21 protein-coding genes, 1 pseudogene and 1 riboswitch are annotated in these 23,139 nt (G+C 36.6%); of the genes and pseudogenes, 18 read left to right on the forward strand and 4 right to left on the reverse strand.

Translation table 11 applies throughout. The features are described 5' to 3' along the window. Positions 1-139 precede the first annotated feature (139 nt). The 3 genes and pseudogenes from NSU17_RS12700 (at position 140) to NSU17_RS12710 (ending at position 4,077) form a co-directional block, all read left to right on the forward strand. A pseudogene (locus NSU17_RS12700) lies at positions 140-2,239 on the forward strand (MMPL family transporter). A gap of 328 nt (positions 2,240-2,567) precedes the next feature. Then, positions 2,568-3,590: an NAD(P)H-dependent flavin oxidoreductase gene (locus NSU17_RS12705; protein ID WP_016838651.1), complete on the forward strand. Its 1,023-nt coding sequence runs from the start codon at positions 2,568-2,570 to the stop codon at positions 3,588-3,590. A 70-nt stretch (positions 3,591-3,660) separates the two neighbouring features. After that, positions 3,661-4,077 (forward strand): hypothetical protein, encoded by a 417-nt coding sequence (locus tag NSU17_RS12710; protein WP_016838652.1) that lies wholly within the window; start codon positions 3,661-3,663, stop codon positions 4,075-4,077. A 54-nt stretch (positions 4,078-4,131) separates the two neighbouring features. Here NSU17_RS12710 and NSU17_RS12715 read toward each other — a convergent pair whose 3' ends face one another. Beyond that, on the reverse strand, positions 4,132-4,452 hold the full coding sequence (locus tag NSU17_RS12715; protein WP_340705187.1) for a thioredoxin family protein: 321 nt from the start codon (positions 4,450-4,452) through the stop codon (positions 4,132-4,134). 327 nt (positions 4,453-4,779) lie between these two features. Here NSU17_RS12715 and NSU17_RS12720 point away from each other — a divergent pair, with 327 nt between their 5' ends. The 4 genes from NSU17_RS12720 to NSU17_RS12735 all read left to right on the forward strand — a co-directional run bounded on the left by NSU17_RS12720 (position 4,780) and on the right by NSU17_RS12735 (position 10,633). Continuing rightward, complete coding sequence (locus NSU17_RS12720) at positions 4,780-7,164, forward strand: 3-hydroxyacyl-CoA dehydrogenase/enoyl-CoA hydratase family protein (protein WP_340705188.1); 2,385 nt, start codon at positions 4,780-4,782, stop codon at positions 7,162-7,164. Positions 7,165-7,194: 30 nt separating this feature from the next. After that, positions 7,195-8,370, forward strand: coding sequence for an acetyl-CoA C-acetyltransferase (locus tag NSU17_RS12725; RefSeq protein ID WP_340705189.1), 1,176 nt, complete (start codon positions 7,195-7,197; stop codon positions 8,368-8,370). A gap of 38 nt (positions 8,371-8,408) precedes the next feature. Then, positions 8,409-10,190: an acyl-CoA dehydrogenase family protein gene (locus tag NSU17_RS12730; protein ID WP_016838656.1), complete on the forward strand. Its 1,782-nt coding sequence runs from the start codon at positions 8,409-8,411 to the stop codon at positions 10,188-10,190. An 83-nt stretch (positions 10,191-10,273) separates the two neighbouring features. Continuing rightward, on the forward strand, positions 10,274-10,633 hold the full coding sequence (locus NSU17_RS12735; protein WP_340705190.1) for a hypothetical protein: 360 nt from the start codon (positions 10,274-10,276) through the stop codon (positions 10,631-10,633). Here the strand turns inward: NSU17_RS12735 and NSU17_RS12740 are convergent. Together NSU17_RS12740 and NSU17_RS12745 are read right to left on the reverse strand one after the other, a co-directional pair. Then, a complete protein-coding gene (locus NSU17_RS12740; protein WP_340705191.1) occupies positions 10,614-11,720 on the reverse strand; it encodes a hypothetical protein in 1,107 nt (368 codons plus the stop codon). The genes NSU17_RS12735 and NSU17_RS12740 overlap by 20 nt on opposite strands. A gap of 11 nt (positions 11,721-11,731) precedes the next feature. Beyond that, positions 11,732-13,033, reverse strand: a complete 1,302-nt coding sequence (locus NSU17_RS12745) for an SPFH domain-containing protein (RefSeq protein WP_340705192.1) — start codon at positions 13,031-13,033, stop codon at positions 11,732-11,734. Between the two features lie 191 nt (positions 13,034-13,224). Here NSU17_RS12745 and NSU17_RS12750 point away from each other — a divergent pair, with 191 nt between their 5' ends. From NSU17_RS12750 to NSU17_RS12780, 7 genes are all read left to right on the forward strand, one after another. Further along, complete coding sequence (locus NSU17_RS12750) at positions 13,225-13,581, forward strand: arsenate reductase family protein (RefSeq protein ID WP_016838659.1); 357 nt, start codon at positions 13,225-13,227, stop codon at positions 13,579-13,581. A gap of 79 nt (positions 13,582-13,660) precedes the next feature. Further along, positions 13,661-14,041, forward strand: a complete 381-nt coding sequence (gene gcvH, locus NSU17_RS12755) for a glycine cleavage system protein GcvH (RefSeq protein WP_340705193.1) — start codon at positions 13,661-13,663, stop codon at positions 14,039-14,041. Between the two features lie 114 nt (positions 14,042-14,155). Continuing rightward, complete coding sequence (locus NSU17_RS12760) at positions 14,156-14,497, forward strand: toprim domain-containing protein (protein WP_016838661.1); 342 nt, start codon at positions 14,156-14,158, stop codon at positions 14,495-14,497. Positions 14,498-14,509: 12 nt separating this feature from the next. Next, complete coding sequence (locus NSU17_RS12765; RefSeq protein WP_340436426.1) at positions 14,510-14,812, forward strand: thioredoxin family protein; 303 nt, start codon at positions 14,510-14,512, stop codon at positions 14,810-14,812. A 62-nt stretch (positions 14,813-14,874) separates the two neighbouring features. Then, positions 14,875-14,987, forward strand: a riboswitch (SAM riboswitch). Positions 14,988-15,165: 178 nt separating this feature from the next. Next, entirely contained in the window at positions 15,166-16,191 is a 1,026-nt protein-coding gene (locus tag NSU17_RS12770) for a methionine ABC transporter ATP-binding protein (protein ID WP_096551694.1), read from the forward strand. Further along, positions 16,184-16,852, forward strand: coding sequence for a methionine ABC transporter permease (locus tag NSU17_RS12775; protein WP_016838664.1), 669 nt, complete (start codon positions 16,184-16,186; stop codon positions 16,850-16,852). Before NSU17_RS12770 ends, NSU17_RS12775 begins: the two co-directional genes overlap by 8 nt. A 62-nt stretch (positions 16,853-16,914) precedes the next feature. Continuing rightward, entirely contained in the window at positions 16,915-17,769 is an 855-nt protein-coding gene (locus tag NSU17_RS12780) for a MetQ/NlpA family ABC transporter substrate-binding protein (RefSeq protein WP_016838665.1), read from the forward strand. 145 nt (positions 17,770-17,914) lie between these two features. On the opposite strand, the gene NSU17_RS12785 is transcribed toward NSU17_RS12780, so the two are convergent. Then, entirely contained in the window at positions 17,915-18,817 is a 903-nt protein-coding gene (locus tag NSU17_RS12785) for a LysR family transcriptional regulator (RefSeq protein ID WP_026019096.1), read from the reverse strand. A gap of 553 nt (positions 18,818-19,370) precedes the next feature. Between NSU17_RS12785 and sufC the strand changes: the two genes are divergently transcribed. Genes sufC through sufU form a run of 4 tightly spaced genes read left to right on the forward strand, consistent with a single transcriptional unit; the run spans position 19,371 to position 23,136 of the window. Then, positions 19,371-20,156, forward strand: coding sequence for a Fe-S cluster assembly ATPase SufC (sufC, locus tag NSU17_RS12790; protein ID WP_016838667.1), 786 nt, complete (start codon positions 19,371-19,373; stop codon positions 20,154-20,156). Positions 20,157-20,175: 19 nt separating this feature from the next. Next, complete coding sequence (sufD, locus tag NSU17_RS12795) at positions 20,176-21,480, forward strand: Fe-S cluster assembly protein SufD (RefSeq protein WP_340705194.1); 1,305 nt, start codon at positions 20,176-20,178, stop codon at positions 21,478-21,480. Next, complete coding sequence (locus NSU17_RS12800) at positions 21,480-22,706, forward strand: cysteine desulfurase (protein ID WP_340436418.1); 1,227 nt, start codon at positions 21,480-21,482, stop codon at positions 22,704-22,706. The genes sufD and NSU17_RS12800 overlap by 1 nt, the downstream gene beginning before the upstream one ends. Next, positions 22,693-23,136: a Fe-S cluster assembly sulfur transfer protein SufU gene (gene sufU, locus NSU17_RS12805; protein WP_340436416.1), complete on the forward strand. Its 444-nt coding sequence runs from the start codon at positions 22,693-22,695 to the stop codon at positions 23,134-23,136. Before NSU17_RS12800 ends, sufU begins: the two co-directional genes overlap by 14 nt. The last annotated feature ends 3 nt before the right edge of the window (positions 23,137-23,139 follow it).

The raw sequence follows: 23,139 nt of genomic DNA on the forward strand, positions 1-23,139 counted from the left end.
ATGGGAATGTTTACGATTAAAATTATTATTGTCCTCTTGTTAATTTCCCCCAGATTCTCAATAGGTATAATTTTACTTTAAAGCCTAAAAAATGGATTTGAAAATCCCGATTTATTTGGCGAAAAAATAGGAGGACAATATGAAATTTATACAGACACTAACGGATAAAGTCGCTAAAAAAAAGGGGCTTGGATTACTATTGCCATTTGGTTATTGATCATGATTGTTATTAGTGCAGGGCCTAGATTAAGCGATTATAAAACGACTAACTTTCAAGCATTACCAAATAATGCAGAATCCATTATTGCCCAAAATAAGTTAGATGAGTTTTTTTCCTAATGATCAAGGAACACCAGGTATATATGTATTTCATAAATCAGATGGAGAGATAACCGTTGAAGAAGTTGGAGAAATTATTGATGGTATTAAAGAGGCCGATATTGAAGGAATAGAAACGATTGTAGATGTTACGAAATTAGCTCCTCAAGCATTATCGGCCTTCATATCTGAAGATAAAACGACAATGATTGTTCCAATGAATTTAAAGAATGGCTTAGGAAGTTCCGATTATGCTGAAATTAATGATAAAACAACTGAGGTAGGTACGAAAATTGCAGAGGATTTAGGGGTAGATTTTTATATTACAGGACCTGCAGGTATTTCGGGTGACACAGTTAAACTGTTCGAATCTGCAGACTTCAAACTTTTATTTGCAACAATCATCATTATTTTAGTTTTATTAATTGTCATTTATCGTTCTCCTCTACTTGCTCTTATACCGCTTTTGGCAACGGTAGTCGTGTATCAAATTGTCAATCAAACCGTTGCATTGCTAGGTGCTGCAGGGCTAGAAATTAATAACTCGACAACTTCCATCATGAGTATTTTGCTGTTTGCAGCACTTATTGATTATTCATTATTTGTATTTTCCCGCTATCGAGAAGAATTGAATAAGCATGAAAATCAATTTGAAGCAATGAAAATTGCAATGCAGTCAACAGCAAAACCGGTGCTATTTGCAGCAGGTACGGTGCTCGCTGCAATGGTTATTTTAATTTTTGCAGACTTCCGAGAATATCAAAACTTTGCTCCAATTTTTGCAACTGCCATGATTATTATTATGATTGCTGCTATTACTTTTGTCCCAGCATTATTTGCTTTATTTGGTCGAAAAGCATTTTGGCCGAAAATTCCAAAGTATGGTGAGGAAAGTGAAGTAAAACATAGCATTTGGGGTCCTATTGCAAAGTTTGTCACATCAAAACCAGCACTAGTTGGGGTAGCAGTCATGCTGTTTTTGTTAATTACAGCAGCTAACATTATGAATATTAAATATGAATTTAATATGGTAAAAAATTTTCCTGAAGATTTACCTTCTCGTGTTGGTTTTGAAATCGTGGAAGAGAAGTTTAATAAAGGGGATTTAGCTCAAACAACTGTACTTGTTACCGGTGAAGACTTAACATTTGAAAAAATACAGGAAATTGCCCAAGATTTTTCTGAAGTTGAACAGATTGGTTCTGCTAGAGCTTCAGGAATTACCGATGATGGGAAACACGGGAAAATAACCATCTCGTTAAATGAAGATCCGTATAGTGTTGAAGCCATTGATTTTATTCAAGAGTTCCGTGAAGCCAATGCAACATATCGTTTATCCAATGACAAAAAAGTGGAATTAGAGTTTGCTGGTACAACGGCAAAATTAGTTGATGAAGAAGAAGTCAATAATCGTGATATTAAGATTATTTTTATTTTAGAAACATTCCTTATTCTAGTACTATTGCTCATTCTTACACGTTCTATTAAAATGCCGATTTATATGTTGGCAACGATTTTAATTTCCTATGCTTCTGCGTTAGGTTTAGGATTATTTTTGTTAGATTTATTCTTTGGATATGATGCAGTGTCAACTCGTGCACCGGTATATGCGTTTATCTTCTTAGTTGCATTGGGAATTGATTATAATATCATCATGGTCAGCCGTTTCATCGAAGAGCGGAAATATAAAAGTGTAAAGAATGCTTTAGAAATTGCTGTTCGAAACACAGGTGGAGTGATATCATCAGCAGGTGTGATATTAGCAGCAACCTTCGCAGCTTTAACGACAATGCCAGTAATCGATTTATTTGTTTTTGGCTTTATTGTCGCTGTCGGCATCATTATTGATACATTTTTAGTGCGAGGAATGTTATTGCCTTCTCTCATTTTATTCTTTGAACGAGATCAGAAGGGCGTCTGAAAAGTCATTTTCAGATGTCCTTTTTCAATTTGCACAAATGAATGATGAGAATATTTGTATACCCATAAATTGACAAAATATTTGTAAGATGTAAAGATAGTTGATAAAGAAGAAAAGACAAATCGTTAAGTTTTATTGTTATCAAAGAAGCGGCTCGACAATGGATGTGCAGAAACAATATCGCGATTTCCTTAAAATACAACCACTTGAAGCATTTTCATTTTAAAGAGCTGTTCGGTCGTTTAAAAGGTTGTAGTTTGAAGTAACTCCTATAAATTTTTGTGAATGTCTAAAAGACTATATATTGATTGAAAGGAGTAGATATTACATGTTCAGCAACTTAAAATATCCAATAATTCAAGCGCCGATGGCAGGGGGGATTGCAACGGTCGATTTAGCTCTTGCAGTTTCACAAAATGGTGGACTTGGGTTTCTAGCAGCCGGTTATAAAACTCCAGAAGCAATCGAGCAGGAAATCATCAAATGCAAAGAAGCCGCTTTACCTTTTGGGGTGAATATTTTTGTTCCTCAAAACGACTCCCTTGATGAGTCATTGTATTTGTATAAGGAGCGCCTTGAAGAAGATTTCCAAATTCCATTAACAATTCCAAAACCCGATGACGATTATTGGACGGAAAAATTGGAGTTAGTCAAGACGTATAAAGTCCCTTATGTTTCGTTTACATTTGGTTGTCCAACCAATGAAATCATTGAACAAATTAAAGAGAATGGCAGCTATGTAATCGTTACGGTGACCAATTTAGAGGAAGCAAAAATTGCTGTACAACAAGGAGCAGATGCAATTTGTTTACAGGGGATAGAAGCTGGAGGGCATCGAGCAACTTTTCAAAATGTGGATGAAGAATCTTATGTACCACTGATGGAATTCATATCTACGGTTCGAAAAGAAATGGCAGTTCCAATAATTGCTGCTGGAGGCATTATTAATGGTAAGGACATTCACCTCGCATTAAATGCTGGAGCTGATGTGGTGCAGCTAGGTACGGCTTTCCTTTGTACAGAAGAAAGCGGAGCTAACCCAGTTTATAAACAGGCTCTTCAATCTGGAGAGTTTACAGAAACAGCCCTTACACGTACATTTTCAGGTCGACTTGCGCGGGGATTGAAAAATGAATTTATGGTGAAGTATGAAAGCATTGCACCAGCCATTTATCCCGCTGTCAATACATTAACGCAGCCGATTCGTGCAAAAGCATTGAAAGATCAAAACCCTCAAGCCATGTCACTTTGGGCAAGTACACGTTTTAAAGAGATTCAGTCAGGTACAGTAAAAGAGATATTTGACCGACTTATTAAAGAATTGGAGCTATGTCGCTCTTCATGTATTTAGACATAGGGGAAATTTGTTGTGACATATAATGATTGAAAATTCTTTCAATTTGTAGGCAAGGGGGACATTTGTGAAGAAAATTTGGCCATATGTATGGAAAATAATTTGGTTTGTTGGGTTAATTATTTTAACAATTATTAGTTATAATATTGAACAACATTTATCAAATAAAGTTCTTTATAACGTAACTCCATTAAATTGGAGTCATTTTATCATTCATTTTATTTGGGGGATTTATTTATCGCTTATTTGTATTAATAGATGGAAGATTCAGTTCAACTTTCCATTATTCATTTGCGTATTTATTCCTAGTTTTGTGTTATCGCTTTATCTTCCTTTAACGTCGGTGTCAATCATTAACATCCCTGTAGGTATGTGGTTTGCTAAAGTATACTCTTCAGGATTGATTGAAATAGTAGCCGGTTTATCGTTAATGGTTAGCTTATTTTATCCTGCGAAAAATGAAAAAGAAAACATATTTTTATAGAAATTGAAAGGACATAACTTTTTTGATAGAAGTTATGTCCTAAATTTTTCAAAGTTACACCGTTTGCGCATCCAAAAATTGCGTTACATCTTCCGGTGTTTTGGCGTTGGCACTATGAAGGTGAGCTAATTTTTCACCGTTTTTATAAATTAATAAACTTGGAATTCCCAATACTTGATATTTTTCAGCAAGTTCTGGGAAATCATCGCGATTGATTTCGTACCATTCATACTGATTGTACTTTTCAATAATCGGATCAATAAACATGTTCATGCGTACACAATCAGGGCACCAACCTGCATAAAATTTAACTATCACTGGCTCGTCCTTGCTAATAATTTCATTAAATTGTTCAATAGACGTAATTTCTTTCAATTTTTTCGCCTCCTTACCTAGTAGTTTACACATTTTAGCGAATGTCGGAAAGAAATATGTTTGGAGTGTAAATAACAAACTATTAAAATATCAATTAATTTTTCGAAAATTTTAATAAAAGGATTGCGAAATTCTGTAAAATCATCTACACTAAATACAAGAATAGTTGCTTCATGTATTTTTTTTAAACTAGAAATGAATAGCCATTCATTTTCTTGAAAAAAACATCTTCAAATGAGGAATTGAATAAACTATGAATGAACAAAGGGGAAACTTATAGCGAAAATGAATGATTGTTCATTCAAAAGAGTGAAGGGGGAATTGTTTGTGACGTATAAAATTGAAAAAGTAGCAGTAATTGGATCTGGGGTTATGGGTTCCGGTATTGCAGCTCATTTAGTAAATATCGGTATACCAACATATATGTTGGATATTGTTCCAAAAGAACTAACGAAAGAAGAACAAGAAAAAGGATTGACACTTGAACATCCAACAGTGAGAAACCGCATTGTGAATAATGCTGTACAAAAATTGTTGAAACAAAAACCAGCTCCGCTAACTTCACCAAAAAATTTAGCACTGTTAACAGTTGGGAATTTAGAGGACGATTTAGATAAGTTAAAAGAAGTAGATTGGATTATTGAAGTAGTTGTCGAAAATCTTGATGTGAAGCGAAACTTATTCGAAAAAATAGAACAGGTGCGAAAGCCTGGTGCCATCGTTAGCTCAAACACTTCCGGAATCAGTGTAAATAAGATGGTGGAAGGCAGAACGGAAGAATTCCAAAAACATTTTTTAGGAACGCATTTTTTCAATCCGCCACGCTATCTAAAATTGCTTGAAATTATTCCTACTGAACATACATCGCCAGACGTTGTAACCTTTATGAAAAATTTTGCGGAAGATGTGTTAGGCAAAGGAGTTGTAATAGGTAAGGATACACCAAATTTCGTGGCCAACCGAATTGGTACGTATGGCTTGCATATTACACTCCATGAAATGCTAAAACGAGGATATTCAGTTGGAGAAGTAGATTCAGTAACAGGACCTTTAATTGGCAGACCGAAATCTGCAACTTTCCGGACACTTGATGTGGTAGGGTTGGATACGTTCATTCATGTGGCAAAAACAGTGTATGATCAAACTACTGGTGAAGAACAAAAAGTTTTTGAAGTTCCAGAACTGATTCATAAGTTAGTGGAAAGAGGAGCCCTCGGTGCAAAATCTGGTCAAGGTTTCTATGTGAAGAAAGGAAAAGACATTTACGAAATCGATCCAAACACGCTAGAGTATGTTCCACAAAAGAAATTAAAAGCTCCTTCCATCGAAATGGCAAAACAAACAAAAGGGTTAGATAACAAGTTAAAAACATTAGTATACGCAAATGACCGAGCAGGTGAATTACTGTGGAATATTTTTGCTCCAACATTGATCTATTCTGCAGAATTAAACGGCATTATTGCAGACAACATTGTGGAAATCGACAATGCCATGAAATGGGGATTCGGTTGGAGCCAAGGTCCGTTTGAAATGTGGGATGCAATCGGCGTAGAAAAATCCGTTGCGAAAATGGAAGAAGAAGGTCGAAATGTTCCTGAATTTGTGAAAAAACTATTAGCGAAAGGCTATAAATCTTTCTATCAAGAAATAGATGGCCAACTAGCATTCTTTAATGGAGAAGATTATGAAATTATTCCTGTCAATGAAAAAGCAATTGATTTAAAACGTTACAAAAAACAGCACGGCGTTCTTAAATCAAACTCTGGTGCTAGTTTGATTGATATCGGGGACGGCATTTTACTTCTTGAATTCCATTCGAAATCAAATGCCATTGGATTAGACATCATTCAAATGATTAACTATGCAATCGATGAAGTAGAAGCAAATTACAAAGGGCTTGTCATCGGAAACCAAGGAAAGAATTTCTGCGTTGGTGCAAACCTTGGCATGATTTTAATGGAAGCGCAAGATGACAACATATTTGAACTTGATTATGTTGTGCATGCATTCCAAAAAACGATGCGTCGCATTAAATATTCGAGAAAACCAGTTGTGGCAGCTCCGTTTGGCATGACACTCGGAGGTGGAGCGGAAGTTTGCTTGCCAGCAGCACGCATTCAAGCTTCAGCAGAAACGTATATGGGACTAGTGGAAGTTGGTGTTGGATTAATTCCAGGAGGCGGCGGAAACTTAGCTCTCTATGAAAAGGCATTGGAAGGTCTTCCAAAAGGTGTGGAAATTGATTATCAAGTCGTTGCGAATAAAGTATTTGAAACAATTGCGATGGCGAAAGTGTCCACTTCTGCGGAAGAAGCTCGAGAAAATAACTTCTTAAGCAATCAAGATGGCATTTCCGTAAATCCGGATCATCTTATTTACGATGCGAAGCAAGTAGCACTTTCCTTATATGAATCTGGTTATAAGCCACCAGTGAAAAAGAAAATCAAAGTGGTTGGTGCACCTGGTTATGCAACGATGTTGTTAGGAGCACAGAACATGTACACAGCAGGTTATATTTCAGAACACGATTTAAAAATTGCGAAAAAACTTGCTTATGTACTGGCTGGAGGCCTTGTACCATATGGAACGGAAGTAGATGAAGAATATTTGTTAAATTTAGAACGCCAAGCGTTTTTAGAGCTTGTGGCTGACCGTAAATCTCAAGAGCGTATGCAACATATGCTCGTAACTGGTAAGCCGTTGCGCAATTAATTCGGAAAAAGAAACAAAGGGGGATGTAATATGCGTGAAGCAGTTATAGTGTCAGGAGCGAGAACGCCAATTGGTAAAGCAAAAAAAGGGTCACTCGCTCAAATGCGACCAGATGATTTCGGCGCAATCGTAGTAAAAGAAGCCATTCAGCGTGCAGGCTATGAGGGAGAAATAGATGATTTAATTTTAGGATGTGCAATGCCTGAAGCGGAGCAAGGCATGAACGTAGCAAGAAATATTGGAGCATTAGCAGGACTACCAGATACAACTCCTGCGATTACAATTAATCGTTTCTGTTCTTCAGGTTTACAATCCATTGCATATGCAGCTGAAAGAATTATGCTTGGTCATGCGAAGGCTATTGTTGCTGGTGGAGTAGAGTCAATGAGCATGGTGCCAATGATGGGACACGTTGTTCGGCCAAACCCAAAATTGGCAGAAGAAGCGCCACAATACTACATGAGCATGGGCCATACGGCGGAAGAAGTTGCAAAACGTTATGGTGTTAGCCGTGAAGATCAAGACGATTTTGCGGTGCGTTCTCACGAATTGGCTTATAAGGCGATTCAGGAAGGAAAATTCAACGATGAGATTGTTCCAATTGATGTTGTACAGCATTACGTTGATGAGAATAACACGTTAAAAGAAAAACGCTTTACATTTTCTATGGATGAAGGGGTACGACCAGATACAACGAAAGAAGTTTTAAGTAAACTGCGTCCAGCATTCAGTATAAATGGAACGGTAACAGCGGGTAATGCTTCACAAACTTCTGACGGGGCTGCAGCACTTCTTGTGATGGATCGAGAAGAAGCTGAAAAGCAGGGATTAAAACCGATGGCAAAATTCTTAAGCTTTGCAGTGGGCGGCGTTCCACCTGAAGTGATGGGAATTGGACCAATTGAAGCAGTACCAAAAGCGTTAAAACTTGCAGGGTTAAAACAAGAGGATATCGACTTATGGGAACTAAATGAAGCATTTGCTTCTCAATCGATTCAAGTTATTCGGCATCTTGGTCTCGATCTCAATAAAGTTAATGTAAATGGCGGTGCGATTGCGTTAGGACACCCGCTTGGAGCGACGGGAGCAATATTGACGTTAAAGCTAATCCATGAATTAAGACGACAAGAAAAGAAATATGGCGTTGTTACGATGTGTATCGGTGGCGGTATGGGAGCTGCTGGCGTGTTGGAAGTTCTATATTAATCAATTTGTTAGCAATAAATCGATAGGGAGGAATTGACATGGTTCAAACAACAGATTTTGTAAAGGGTGGAAGTTTTTTAATTGAAGATGTAGATTTAGAAAAAGTGTTTACACCAGAAGATTTTACTGAAGAACATTTAATGATTGCCAAAACAACGGAAGAGTTTGTAGAAAATGAAGTATTGCCGTTAATAGATAAATTGGAAAATCATGAATTTGAACACTCCGTAAAATTAATGAAACAAGCAGGTGAACTAGGGCTACTTGCTGCAGACATTCCTGAAGAATATGAAGGTCTTGGATTAGATAAAATTACATCAGCTCTTATCGGCGAAAAAATGTCTCGCGCAGGAGGCTTTAGCTTAACGCACGGTGCTCATGTAGGAATTGGATCATTACCGATTGTCCTGTTTGGAAATGACGATCAAAAGAAAAAATATTTACCGAAATTGGCTAGCGGTGAATGGATTGCTGCATACGCATTAACAGAGCCAGGATCCGGTTCCGATGCGTTAGGTGCAAAAACAACTGCGAAATTAAATGAGGCAGGAACTCATTATATTCTTAACGGTGAAAAACAATGGATTACGAACTCAGGCTTTGCAGATGTATTCGTTGTGTATGCGAAGGTAGATGGTGAGCATTTTACAGCATTCATCGTTGAACGTTCATTCCCTGGCGTTTCTGTTGGTGCAGAAGAGAAGAAAATGGGTATTAAATCTTCATCTACTCGTACATTGATTTTAGAAGATGTACCGGTTCCAGTGGAAAATGTATTAGGGGAAATTGGTCGAGGACATGTTGTGGCATTCAACATTTTAAATATCGGTCGTTATAAATTAGGTATTGGTACAGTGGGTGCATCAAAAAGAGCATTGGAGCTAGCAATCCAATATACAAATCAACGCAAACAATTTAACACACCGATTTCTAGCTTCAATTTAACAAAAGAAAAAATTGCGACAATGGCATCTGAACTATATGCTTCTGAATCGTTGAATTACCGTACAGTAGGATATTTCGAAGATCGTTTTAGCAAACTTTCTTCTGAAGAATTAAAAGATGGTAAAGCGGTAGCAAAAGCTGTTGCGGAATATGCAATTGAATGCTCGATTGCAAAAGTTGTTGGTTCTGAAACATTAGATTACATTGCGGATGAAGCAGTACAGCTTCATGGTGGATATGGTTTTATGTCTGAATATGAAGTGGAACGCATTTACCGCGACTCCCGTATCAACCGTATTTTCGAAGGAACAAATGAAATTAACCGTTTAATAGTACCTGGTACATTCATGAAAAAAGCATTGAAAGGAGAACTTCCTTTATTACAAGTTGCTCAAAACTTGCAACAAGAACTTCTCATGCTCATGCCTGAAGAGGTTAGCGATGAGCCATTAGCACAAGAAAAATATCTTGTGAAAAATGCGAAGAAAATCGGTATCTTAGCTGCTGGTGTTGCTGCTCAACGCTTCGGTACAAAACTTGAACAGGAACAAGAGGTATTGGTAAATATTGCGAATATCGCAAACTTTGTATATGCAATGGAATCAGCAGTATTACGCACTGCAAAAGCAATTGAACGCGACGGACTTGAAAAAGCGAAGCAAAAATTACTATATACTCAAATTTATTGCCAAGAAGCCTTTGCTGAAATTGAAAAAGAGGCAAAAGAAATTGTCATTGCTTCTGTTGAGGGAGATAATGCACGTATAACACTTTCTGCTTTACGTAAATTAACTCGTCACAATCCTTATAATTTAATCTTGAAAAAACGTGAAGCTGCTGAACGACTAATTGCAGCAGAAAAATATATCGTGTAATGGTAGAGAGCTGCTCACAAGTGAATCACTTGTGGGTAGCTTTTTTGTCTTTATAGAGTGAAGAATAACTGCACAAGCAAGGGTTGTATCTGCAGAATGGGTTATCTGCACGAGCAAGGGAGCTATCTGCACAAGTGAAGGGGGTATCTGCACGAGTAGAGATTGTATCTGCACAAGTGAAGGGGGTATCTGCACGAGTAGAGATTGTTTCTGCACAAGTGATGGAATTATCCGCACGAGTGGAGGAGCTATCTGCACAAGTGGAGGAGTTATCCGCACAAGCTAGAATGAATCCGTACGAACAAGGGAGCCAACCGCACAAGCAAGAGCACTATCCGCACAAGGTAAAGGATTATCAAAGAAAAACGTTACGAAAAAAGAGCGACTTGCAAACATATACATTTTCTCAAGCCGCTCTTCATTCTAATATGAATTCTCCATAAAAAAGAAATAACCTAATAGGACAAATAGAAGAAGGATGAAGATTGTGATTGTAACTTTAATAGGAGAGATTGGATATTCTCCACCGACTTTGCCCGTTTGGCCATTCACCATAAATTGATAGACTTTATCTCTATATCGAAAAGTCGATAGCCACAAAGGCAACATCAAATATTTATATGTAATATCTGAATGGACTGTTGAAAATCGTAAATTTCTAACTACATGGGCGCGATGTTTCCATAAAATATGTTGTGTAATTTGAGATTCTAGATAATGATGAATTTCATTTTTGGCGATTTTCCAGCCGTCATCAAGACCAATACTGTATCGTTCAGCTACAAAACCATGCAAATACTCTTTTTGGTATGGGCGAGCATTTGTTAAATAAAAAGGTTCCACTTTGCTTAAAATATGAGCATCGTAGCGAGTAGAAGCGAGAACAAGGTGATCATCAATAAATTCTTGATAAAATCCTCTTGTACGATACCAGTCAGTAACGGTTTGAGGTTTTCCATCCTTATCGTATACCGTTCTTCTTCTACCATATGTTGCTGTATACTGTGAAGCGGTCTTTGTATCAAAAGTCCAGTAAGGCAAATAGATGCCTGTAAATGCTTCGGCTTTAGCTGATTGTCTAGCCTCATTAGGAGCAAACCATCTCCCTTTTATCCATTTATGAAAGTTTTCGTTTGCTTGTTCCAATGTTAATTGAAATGGAATAATTCCGTTAGGAGCGATAGAGTGATCGTCTTTAATTTCCATCACATGATTTGATCCGCAATAAGGACATACGTTGGCTACTTCCAACGCATCATAGACTAATTCAGCAGCGCAGGCATCACAAATCACTATCTTTTTTTCGGCTCCCCAACGGAAGCTACTTCTAGCCTCTGCTTGATGGAAATCTAGCTCATCTATTTCTAAATCAGCCTCTAATTCTGCATTTGGAATCTCTTCTGTATGATGACAATAGGGACAAACTAACTTGCCTGAAGCAGGATGAAACTTGATGGAAGCACCACAGGATGGACACTTCGCATCATACTCATCTACTTCAATGAACTCTTGTTTTTCATTGGTACTCATACCAATCCTCCTTATTTGCGATCGTTTTCATCAATCACATCTCCGCATTCAGGGCAGAATTTCGGTGTAAAGGATGGATCTTTTGGTTGCCATCCACATTTATCGCATGTCAGTGCAAAGTTTGCTGGCTTTGGCGAACCGCATTCATAACAAAACTTCCCCTTATTTTCTGTGCCGCATTGACAAATCCAAGTATTTGATGTTGGTCGTTTGTTTCCGCATTCGGTACAGAATTTTCCTTGATTTTTCGCACCACAACTACATTGCCAAACAACATTTTGAGGATTTTGATCGACGGGTTGTTGTTTTTCACCCATTTCAAATAAATCTTTTGCATTGACACCACCTGCTTGCTGAGCCATTTGCAGTCCTGCAAAACCGACAAAGGCTCCTCCTTGATTTTCTGCAGCTTTTCTCATTGCTTCACTTTGAGCGTCAATTATTGTTGCTCCAGCCATAGATGGATTTCTGAACACTGCACTTCTTTGGAGTTGTTTAATCATTTTTTCATCTTCTTCTGAAGCATTGACCGCACTAATACCAAACGAAACGATTTCGATGCCTCGCTTTTTCATCCATTTATCAGATAATACGTCATTTAATGCTTTTGCAATTTCTAACGTATGTTGTGGAAGTTCGCTATAGCGTATCCCCATTGCAGAAATTTTAGCAAAAGCAGGTTGTAATGCTGTTAATAGTTCTGAGCGAAGTTGACCGTCGATTTCAGAACGTTTAAATTCATTTTGAACATTGCCAGAAACGTTCGAATAAAAAAGAATTGGATCCACAATTTTATAAGAATATTCCCCGTGACATCGGATGGAAATATCGATATCTAACCCGATATTTCGATCAATAATCCGGAATGGAATCGGTGTGGGAGTACCATATTTATTACCTGAAATCTCCTTCATGTTAAAAAAGTATACTCGCTGATCTTTTCCAGGCTCTCCACCGAAACTTAAACGCTTTCCAAAAGACTCAAAACTTGCTTTAATTGATTCGTTTAAGTCTCCATAAAAGATGCTTGGTTCTGTAGAAAAGTCATATACGTATTCTCCGGGTTCAGAGCAAAATTCAACTATTTTTCCCTGATCGACAATAATCATGCATTGCCCTTCATTGACTGCTATTATCGAACCGTTGCTAATGATATTGTCGCTTCCTTTACGGTTAAAACTTCTTTTACCGTCTCGTTTTTTTCCTTTGGTTATTAATACATCTGCAGGAATAGAGTCACAGTAAAAATACTCTCTCCATTGGTCAGATAAAACGCCGGCTAATGCACCGACACCCGCTTTTAATAAGCCCATACCATTCCCTCCAATAATCAAAATTTACATATAATTCATTCTACTTTGATTCTCTTATGAATGCATTATTTTTATTGATGTTAAATATCACTAAAATTTATGAAAATTCATACTTGAACACATGATTTCAATCGTGCATGATAAAAATAAGAAAGATTTGAAAAATTATTTAAAAATAAGGAGCCAATGAAATGTCGTTGAAATTTATTCATTATCCTAGATGTACAACTTGTAAAAAGGCGCAAAAATGGTTGGATGATAATGGAATAAAATATGATGCTATTCATATTGTAGAACAAACCCCAACGAAAGAAGAATTAAAATCGTATTGGGAAAAAAGTGGACTACCATTAAAAAAGTTTTTTAACACATCTGGACAAAAGTATAGATCCCTTGGTCTAAAGGATAAACTAGGTTCGATGTCTGAAGAAGAACAACTAGAATTATTAGCTTCAGATGGCATGTTAATTAAACGACCAATTGTTACAGATGGAGAAAAAGTGACTCTTGGGTTTAAAGAAGAAGAATTTGAACAGACATGGAAGTGATCATCTAAAATAGCTTGTTTTTAAAATTGAAATATGTCAAACTGAAAAAAAGATTACATATCAGATGGAGGGTAAAAGTATGTCAATACCAAAGGAATTACGTTATACGAAGGAACATGAGTGGGTAAAATTAGAAGATGGTAAAGTACGTGTTGGAATAACTGATTTCGCACAATCTGAACTTGGTGATATCGTATTCGTTGAACTTCCTCAAGTTGGAGACGAAATTCAAATGAATGAACCTTTCGGAAGTGTGGAATCAGTGAAAACGGTTTCTGAATTATATGCGCCTATTTCTGGTAAAGTTGTTGAGGTGAATACTGAGCTTGATGATAGCCCAGAATTAGTAAATGAGTCTCCTTACGAAAATGCTTGGTTGATTGTTGTTGAACCTGCAGATTCTTCTCAACTTGATGAATTGCTTACTGCAGAACAATACGAAGAAATTATTTCTGAATAATCTGTCTAAAACGCCAGGGAAAGAACTGGCGTTTTTTTAAAATCAAAATATAATATGTAAACAACACTATTCATCGTTTCTTCAGTTCTTATATAATACGTGGGGTGAGTAAAAATGCATTACGAAAAATGTATCATTGTAGAAGGTCGTTCAGATATGTTGAAATTGGCCCCAATTTTAGCGGAAGATGTGAAGATTGTCTGTACAAATGGTACTATAAGTGAAGAGGCGTTACTAGAGCTTATTGAGCCCTATGAAGAATGTCAGCTATATACTTTTTTTGATGCCGATCAATCCGGAGAAAAACTAAGAAAATTAATGAAAAGAATTTATTCGGAGGCTACTCACCTAAATGTTCCAAGAACATATATGGAAGTTGCAAACGCACCACGAAAAGTGTTAGCTCAATTACTGAAAGAAGCGAGATTTTTAGTTCATAAAGAATATTTAGCATAGGAAATGATTGATATGGAAGAATGGACAATAGAGAATTGGGAAGAAAAAGTAAAAGAAAATAATATCACAGCATTTTATTTATATACCCCTATTTGCGGAACATGTAAAATTGCATCAAAAATGATGGAAGTTATTGAAGAACTTCTTCCACACATTCCGATTGGGAAAGGAAATATTAATTTTTTGGAAGAATTTGCATACGAACAACAAATCGAAAGTGTTCCTTGTCTACTTATAACAAAGGACGGAAAAGTGCATGAAAAAGTCTATGCATTTAAATCCGTACAAAACTTATATGAAAAGTTGATTTTATAGTTGACAGATGATAGATTACGTGTTACATTGTTTCCATAATTAAATAACCGAATAGCAAAAAACTCTTATTAAGAGTGGTGGAGGGAAGTGCCCTATGAAACCCGGCAACCATCATATCATTGATATGATAAGGTGCCAAATCACGCAAAGTATTTATTACTTTGAAAGATAAGAGGAAGTTTTACGATATCTAAGTAGGTTGTTCAACTTCCCTTCTACTTATCAAAGTAGAAGGTTTTTTTATTGAAATGAAAGATTATATACATAACACTATGGTCAAAGGGTAATAAAAAGTGTAAAATGCACAATTGTAATATCAATACATATTGCGGTTTATAAAGGAGTACTCAAACATGATTGAAGTAAAAAATGTCACAAAAATCTTTAAAACGAAAAATGGGGAATTAACCGCAGTTGATCATGTAAATTTGTCTATTCAAAAGGGTGAAATTTTCGGAATCATCGGATATAGCGGTGCTGGAAAAAGTACATTGATTCGCCTATTGAATGGACTCGAGAAACCAACGAGCGGTTCTGTCATAGTGAATGGTCTTGAAATTTCTTCAATTAAAGGAAAAGAGTTACGGCTTGCTCGCCAAAAAATCAGCATGATCTTCCAACATTTCAATCTTTTATGGTCAAGAACAGTCGCAGAAAATATTGCTTTTCCTTTAGAAATTGCAGGCGTACCAAAAGAAGAAAGAGAAAAAAGAGTTCACGAATTAATTGAACTTGTAGGTTTAAGTGGAAGAGCGGATGCTTATCCATCCCAGCTTTCTGGTGGACAAAAACAACGGGTTGGTATAGCAAGAGCATTAGCCAACAATCCAGAAGTATTGCTTTGTGATGAAGCCACAAGTGCTCTAGACCCAGAAACAACTGATTCAATTTTACGATTATTATCAGATATTAATCAGCGTCTTGGGTTGACAATTGTTTTAATTACCCATGAAATGCACGTGATTCGAAAAATTTGCCATCGCGTTGCGGTGATGGAAGCTGGACGTGTCGTTGAACAAGGTGATGTTCTCGAAGTGTTCCAAAATCCTCAAGCTGAAATAACGAAAAATTTTGTGATGCAAGTTTCGGATTCAAGAGAATCAAAAGAATCCATTGAACACATTTTGAAAAATTATCCTTCCGGAAAATTAGTAAAATTAATTTTTGTTGGAAATACAACAGAAAGACCGATTATTTCATATTTAATTAAAGAGTTCCAGTTGGATATCAACATCCTTCACGGCAATATTTCACAAACGGTGAATGGCTCTTATGGAACGTTAATTGTTCAACTTGACGGTGATTCTGAAAATGTCGAGAAGGCTTTGGAAAAACTGAAATCGATGAATATTAAAACGGAGGTGATTACGAATGATTGAGGCATTATTTCCGAATGTAGATTGGACAAAAATGTGGGAAGCAACCTATGACACACTCTACATGACAGCTATTTCTACAGCAGTTACCTTCGTTCTCGGCATAATCATAGGTATACTGTTATTCTTAACAAGTCCACACCAACTTTGGGCTAACAAAATTGTTCATTTCTTGACGGGGTCCCTTGTGAATATCTTCCGTTCGATTCCGTTTATTATATTAATTATTTTATTAATTCCGTTTACAAAATTTTTACTCGGAACTATTCGTGGTGTAAATGCGGCTTTACCAGCGTTAATTATCGGTTCAGCGCCGTTTTATGCGCGTTTAGTATTAATCGCTTTACGCGAAGTAGATAAAGGTGTTATTGAAGCCGCAAGATCGATGGGTGCGAATACTTTCACAATTATATGGAAAGTATTAATTCCTGAATCCAAACCTGCGCTCATTTCTGGAATTACTGTCACAGCTGTTGCTCTTGTTGGTTATACAGCGATGGCAGGAATCATAGGTGCAGGAGGTTTAGGGAACTTAGCTTTCTTAGAAGGTTTCCAAAGAAGTAGAGAAGATGTCACGTTAATGGCAACGATTTTAATACTTGTCATAGTATTTGTCATTCAATGGATTGGTGATACGATTACTGCCAAAACGGACAAGCGCTAATTTAGGTGATGGAGGCGATTTGCCTTTCACATAAAATTTAATGGAGAAGGAGTAATGGAAGGATGAAGAAAGTATTATCATTTTTATTCCTATCAGTGCTTGTGCTAGTATTAGCTGCATGCGGTACAAGTTCAAATTCTTCAACTGATGAAGGAACAAACGACGATCAACAAGCAACAGAAAAAGTAACATTAAAAGTAGGTGCTTCACACACACCTCACGCAGTAATTTTAGAGAAAGCAAAACCAATCCTCGCTGAAGAAGGAATCGAGTTAGAGATTGTACCATATCAAGATTATGTTTTACCAAATCAAGATTTAAATAATGGCGATCTTGATGCAAACTATTTCCAACACATTCCGTATCTTGAACAAAAAGTTGCTGAAGAAGGTTATGATTTAGTAAATGCTGGTGGAATCCACATTGAGCCAATGGGGATTTACTCTAAAAAATATCAATCTTTAGATGAACTTCCTGATGGTGCAACAATTTTAATTTCAAATTCTATCCCAGACCATGGTCGTATTTTATCACTACTTGAAGCAAATGGCTTAATCACATTAAAAGAAGGTATCGATAAAACAAAAGCAACTTTAGAAGATATTGTTGAAAATCCGAAGAACTTAAAAATCGAAGCAAGCGATGCTCCTGAGATGATGGTTACTTATTATGAAAACAAAGAAGGAGATGCGGTTGTTATTAACTCTAACTTCGCAATCGATGCTGGAATTAACCCAGTGGAAGATTCAATCGCAATTGAAGGTTCAGAATCACCATATGTAAACGTAATTGCTGTACGTTCTGGCGATGAAAATAGAGAAGAAATTAAAAAGTTAGTGGAAGTATTGCGTACAAAAGAAATTCAAGACTTCATTCTTGAAGAATGGGGCGGCTCTGTAGTACCAGTGAGCGAATAATAAAACGAAATAACCTCCTAATCGAAAACGATTGGGAGGTTTTGCATGTTTAAGAGAATTAAATAAGGTGACCTTTGCCTTCTTGATTTTGAGTATGTTGGCCATTACGAAACAGTTCTTTAACAATGAAATTATGTTATATCCTCTATTGAAATTGATTTAATCTGGAGAAGAATGTTTGAACAAATTTGATAAATACTTGTTCTGAAGGAGCTAATTCTCTGTTTGTTGGATAAATAATTCCTACATTGCGGGTGATATTTGGATTATCGATTTTCATTTTGATCGTTAACCGAGGTGTAGAATCGTAGAAAGAACTTTCTGGCAATAATGTTACGCCAATTCCTGCTGCTACAAGCCCCTTTAAAGCATCCATATCTTCTCCCACCGAAGTGGCTATAGGAGAAAAGCCTGCTGATTTGCAAGCATCGACTACGACTTTATGTAAAATATATCCTTCAGGGAAAAGGACAAAGTGATCATGACGTAGTTCATCTAAATGAATTTTATCCCGCTTCGCCAGCCGGTGATTGGCAGGAAGCAATGCACAAATGTTTTCATTGAATAAAATCATTGAATCGATTGTTTCATCTTTCTTTGGTACCGGTCCTAAAAATGCAAGGTTTAATTCACGGTTTTTGACTGCCTCAATTAAATAGCGATAGGATCCTTGGCGTAGATGGAAAGAAACGTCAGGATATTCTTTTTTAAAGGCAGAAATAACTGTTGGGAGGACGTAACTTGCTAAACTAGTAGGGAAGCCAATTTTAATGGACCCCTTTTCAGGATCTAAATATTCTTCCACTTGCTTAACAGCATAATCAATAGCATTCAGAGCGGTAATTGCATGCTCTAAAAAAATTTTACCGATCGGTGTTAGTTTCACGTTTCTCCCTACACGTTCAAAAAGTGCTGTGCCAAGCTCTTCTTCTAGATTGGCAATTTGTCTGCTTACAGCTGATTGGGCAACATGAAGGTGTTCAGCTGCCTCGGAGATATGTTCCCGTTCTGCGACTTCAACAAAATATCGTAATTGACGTAATTCCAGTGTTCTCCCTCCTAATCATCTAAAAAATAGATGGGTTGATAAAAAAATATATACAATTTATATTAATGAAAAATGCCAATAATGTAAACGTTTAGGAAAAGGAACATTGTTGAATAGATTGTATATATCAGTCAAAGTCAAGGAGCATGAAAGGGCAGAAATTTGATTCACTACTACTTTAGAAATTTCTTAAATAACAATTATTTCAAAGGATGAATTTAAGAACTCTGAAAAGAAGCATAGACTGAATGCAATTAAAAAAATATATCGAAAGATGTTGGTTGATAATAGCTTTCTATTCAAAAAATTCTTTCATTAATAACTGTTCTCAATTACGATTTATTTATTGAAAATAAACATTCCTTCTTTTTACATTGTCTTGATTTGTTGTTAAGAATTTAATGTTCGGAAATTCTAATATTGATGAGGATTTTACTCAATGATGGGAATAAATGATTAAATGTTTTGCATGCTCACTTGTTTTCGGTTAAGATTAGAATGATAATAAATTAGAAATGGTATTACCATTTATAGCAAAAATGGAGGTATATAGATGTCAACATTAGTGATTAAAGATCTTCACGTTTCAATTGAAGGTAAAGAGATTTTAAAAGGTGTAAACTTAACAATTAACACAAATGAAGTACACGCAATCATGGGTCCTAACGGTACAGGTAAATCTACTTTAGCATCTGCTATTATGGGTCACCCAAAATACGAGGTTACTCAAGGAACAATTGAAATAGATGGACAAAACGTATTAGAAATGGAAGTAGACGAGCGTGCTAAAGCAGGTTTATTCTTAGCAATGCAATATCCATCAGAAATCTCCGGAGTAACAAACGCTGACTTCATCCGTTCAGCAATCAACGCACGCCGTGGTGAAGGTAATGAAATTTCCATTATGAAATTTATCCGTGAGCTAGATAAAACGATGGAATTCTTAGAAATGGATCCAGAAATGGCTCAACGTTACTTAAATGAAGGTTTCTCCGGCGGGGAAAAGAAACGCAATGAAATTCTTCAAATGATGATGATTAAACCTACATTTGCTATTTTAGACGAAATTGACTCAGGTCTTGATATCGACGCATTGAAAGTTGTATCTAAAGGCGTTAATGAAATGCGCGGTGAAAACTTCGGTTGCTTAGTGATTACTCACTATCAACGCTTGCTTAACTATATCACTCCAGATTACGTACACGTAATGATGCAAGGTAAAGTGGTGAAATCTGGCGGACCTGAGCTAGCTAAGAAATTAGAAGCTGAAGGTTATGAATGGATTAAACAAGAATTAGGTATCGAAGACACTGATGCAGTAACGGAAAAAGAAGCTTAATTTAGGAGGACGATTATCGATGACGGTTGAAACAAAATTGGCGTTATCAGCTAGTGAAGTCCGCTCGTTCTCTGAGTTAAATAATGAACCAAAATGGTTTACTGATTTACGTGCGGCTGCGATTGAAAAAGCTACTGATTTACCAATGCCTAAACCAGATAAAACAAATATTGAAAAGTGGGATTTTATCAATTTCCCTAAACATACGGTGAAAAGTGAATCTTTCACGATTGAGCAATTGCCTGAAGCAGTAAAAGATTTAATTGACATTGAACAACAAGAAAATCTTTATATTCAAAGAAACAACACACCGGTAGTTATAAAGCTTTCAGAAGAATTAAAAGCACAAGGTGTGATTTTCACAAACTTCTTAACAGCAGTTCGTGAACATGGTGATTTAGTACAAAAATATTTTATGACAACAGCTGTTAAATTAGATGAACATAAATTAACTGCTTACCATGCAGCATTAGTAAACGGCGGCGTATTCTTATATGTTCCGCAAAATGTTGTAATTGAAAAGCCGATTCAAGTTGTGTTCCTAAATGATGATGAAGAAGCTTCATTATTTAATCATGTATTAGTGGTTGCAGATAAAAATTCTTCTGTCACTTATGTAGAAAACTACTTATCAACAGTTGACAGTGCAAAAGGACAAGCGAACTTAATTGAAGAAGTTATTGCATTAGACAATGCACAAGTTTCTTTCGGTGCAGTTGATGTGTTAGCAAAAGGCTATACAACATATGTAAATCGCCGTGGACATTTGTATCGTGATGCAAAAATCAACTGGGCATTAGGATTAATGAACAACTCAGATACTATTTCTGAAAATATCACTCATCTTGTTGGTGATGGTTCAAGTGCTGATACAAAAACAGTTGTTGTTGGTACTGGAAGTCAAAAGCAAAACTTTACAACAGAAGTTCGTCACTGGGGTAAAAACTCTGAAGGCTTCATTTTAACTCACGGAGTAATGAAAGATGCTGCTCAATCTGTCTTTAACGGAATTGGTAAAATCGAGCATGGTGCTTCCAAATCAAATGCTCAACAAGAATCCCGTGTACTCATGCTTTCAAGTAAAGCTCGCGGTGATGCAAACCCAATTTTATTAATCGATGAAGATGATGTAATGGCAGGACACGCGGCATCTGTTGGACGAGTTGATCCAACTCAACTGTACTATATGATGAGCCGTGGTATTTCAAAAGAAGAAGCAGAGCGTTTAATCATCCATGGATTCCTTGCACCGGTTGTAAGCTCATTGCCAATTGAAGGAGTTAAGAATCAATTAACGAAGGTTATTGAAGGGAAAGTTCGCTAATGAATGAATTTCGAAAAGATTTTCCTATCTTAAATCAAGAAGTAAACGGTCATCCGCTCGTTTACCTTGACAGCGCTGCAACATCACAAAAACCTGTTCAAGTGTTGGAAGTTGTTCGTAAATATTACGATTTTGATAATTCCAATGTGCATCGTGGTGTTCATACGCTAGGAAACCGTGCAACGGATTCTTATGAAGGGGCGCGCGAGAAAATCCGCAAATTTATTAATGCTAAATCAACAAAAGAAATCATTTATACTCGAGGAACAACAACATCTTTAAACACGGTTGCTAGTGCTTATGGAAGACAAAATGTTCAAGAAGGTGACGAGATTGTCATCACATATATGGAACATCATTCCAATCTAATTCCATGGCAACAACTAGCGAAGGAAAAAAATGCAGTATTAAAGTACATTGATTTAGAAGAAGACGGGACAATCTCTTTAGATACTGTGAAAGAAACGATTACTCCAAAAACAAAGATTGTTGCAATGACGATGGCTTCTAATGTGTTAGGTACCATTAACCCGATTAAAGAAGTTGCTAAAATTGCGCATGAAAATGGTGCGGTAATGGTGGTTGATGCAGCCCAGGCAGCACCTCATATGCCAATTGATGTTCAAGATTTAGATTGCGACTTTTTAGCATTTTCTGGCCATAAAATGTGTGGACCAACAGGTATCGGAGTACTTTACGGTAAACAAGAACTTTTAGAAAACATTGAGCCAATTGAATTTGGCGGTGAAATGATTGACTTCGTTGATTTATATGATTCTACTTGGAAAGAGCTTCCTTGGAAGTTTGAAGGCGGTACACCAAATATCGCTGGGGCGATTGGATTGGGAGCTGCAATTGATTATTTAACGAATATTGGATTAGATAAAATTGCTAATCATGAACATGAATTAATCGAGTATGCTTTATCTGAAATGGATAAAATTGAAGGCCTTCATATTTACGGTCCAAGAGATCCAAAAAAACGTTGCGGTCTTGTTACTTTCAATTTAGATGGCGTGCATCCCCATGACCTTGCCACTGTACTTGATATGAGAGGAATTGCAATTCGTGCAGGACATCATTGTGCTCAACCGTTAATGAAATGGTTGAAAGTTTCTGCAACTGCAAGAGCGAGCTTCTATATTTATAACAATAAGGAAGATGTCGACGCTCTCGTTGAAGGATTGCGCGCAGCGAAGGAGTATTTTAACAATGTCTTTGAATAATTTAGATCAACTTTATCGTGCTGTAATTATGGAGCACTACAAAAAACCTCGCAATAAAGGGTACTTAGATGAAAATAATGTAACAGTAGATATGAATAACCCAACTTGTGGAGATCGCATACATCTTACGTTAAAAATCAATGATGGAATCGTGGAAAATGCCAAATTTGATGGTGAAGGCTGTTCGATTTCCATGTCATCTGCCTCTATGATGACAGAAATCATTAAAGGGAAAAAAGTGGAAGAAGCATTAAAATTAGCTGATATCTTCTCAAAAATGATGCTTGGAGAAGAAATTGATGAAGAAATTTTAGATGAATTAGGAGATATTGCTGCACTACAAGGCGTATCAAAATTTCCAGCTCGCATAAAATGTGCAACTCTTGCTTGGAAAGCGATGGAAAAAGGTGTAAGCAAAGAGAAAGAATAACTT

Origin of the sequence: Ureibacillus sp. FSL K6-2830 (assembly GCF_038004145.1) — a bacterium.
Classification (GTDB): Bacteria; Bacillota; Bacilli; order Bacillales_A; family Planococcaceae; genus Ureibacillus; species Ureibacillus thermosphaericus.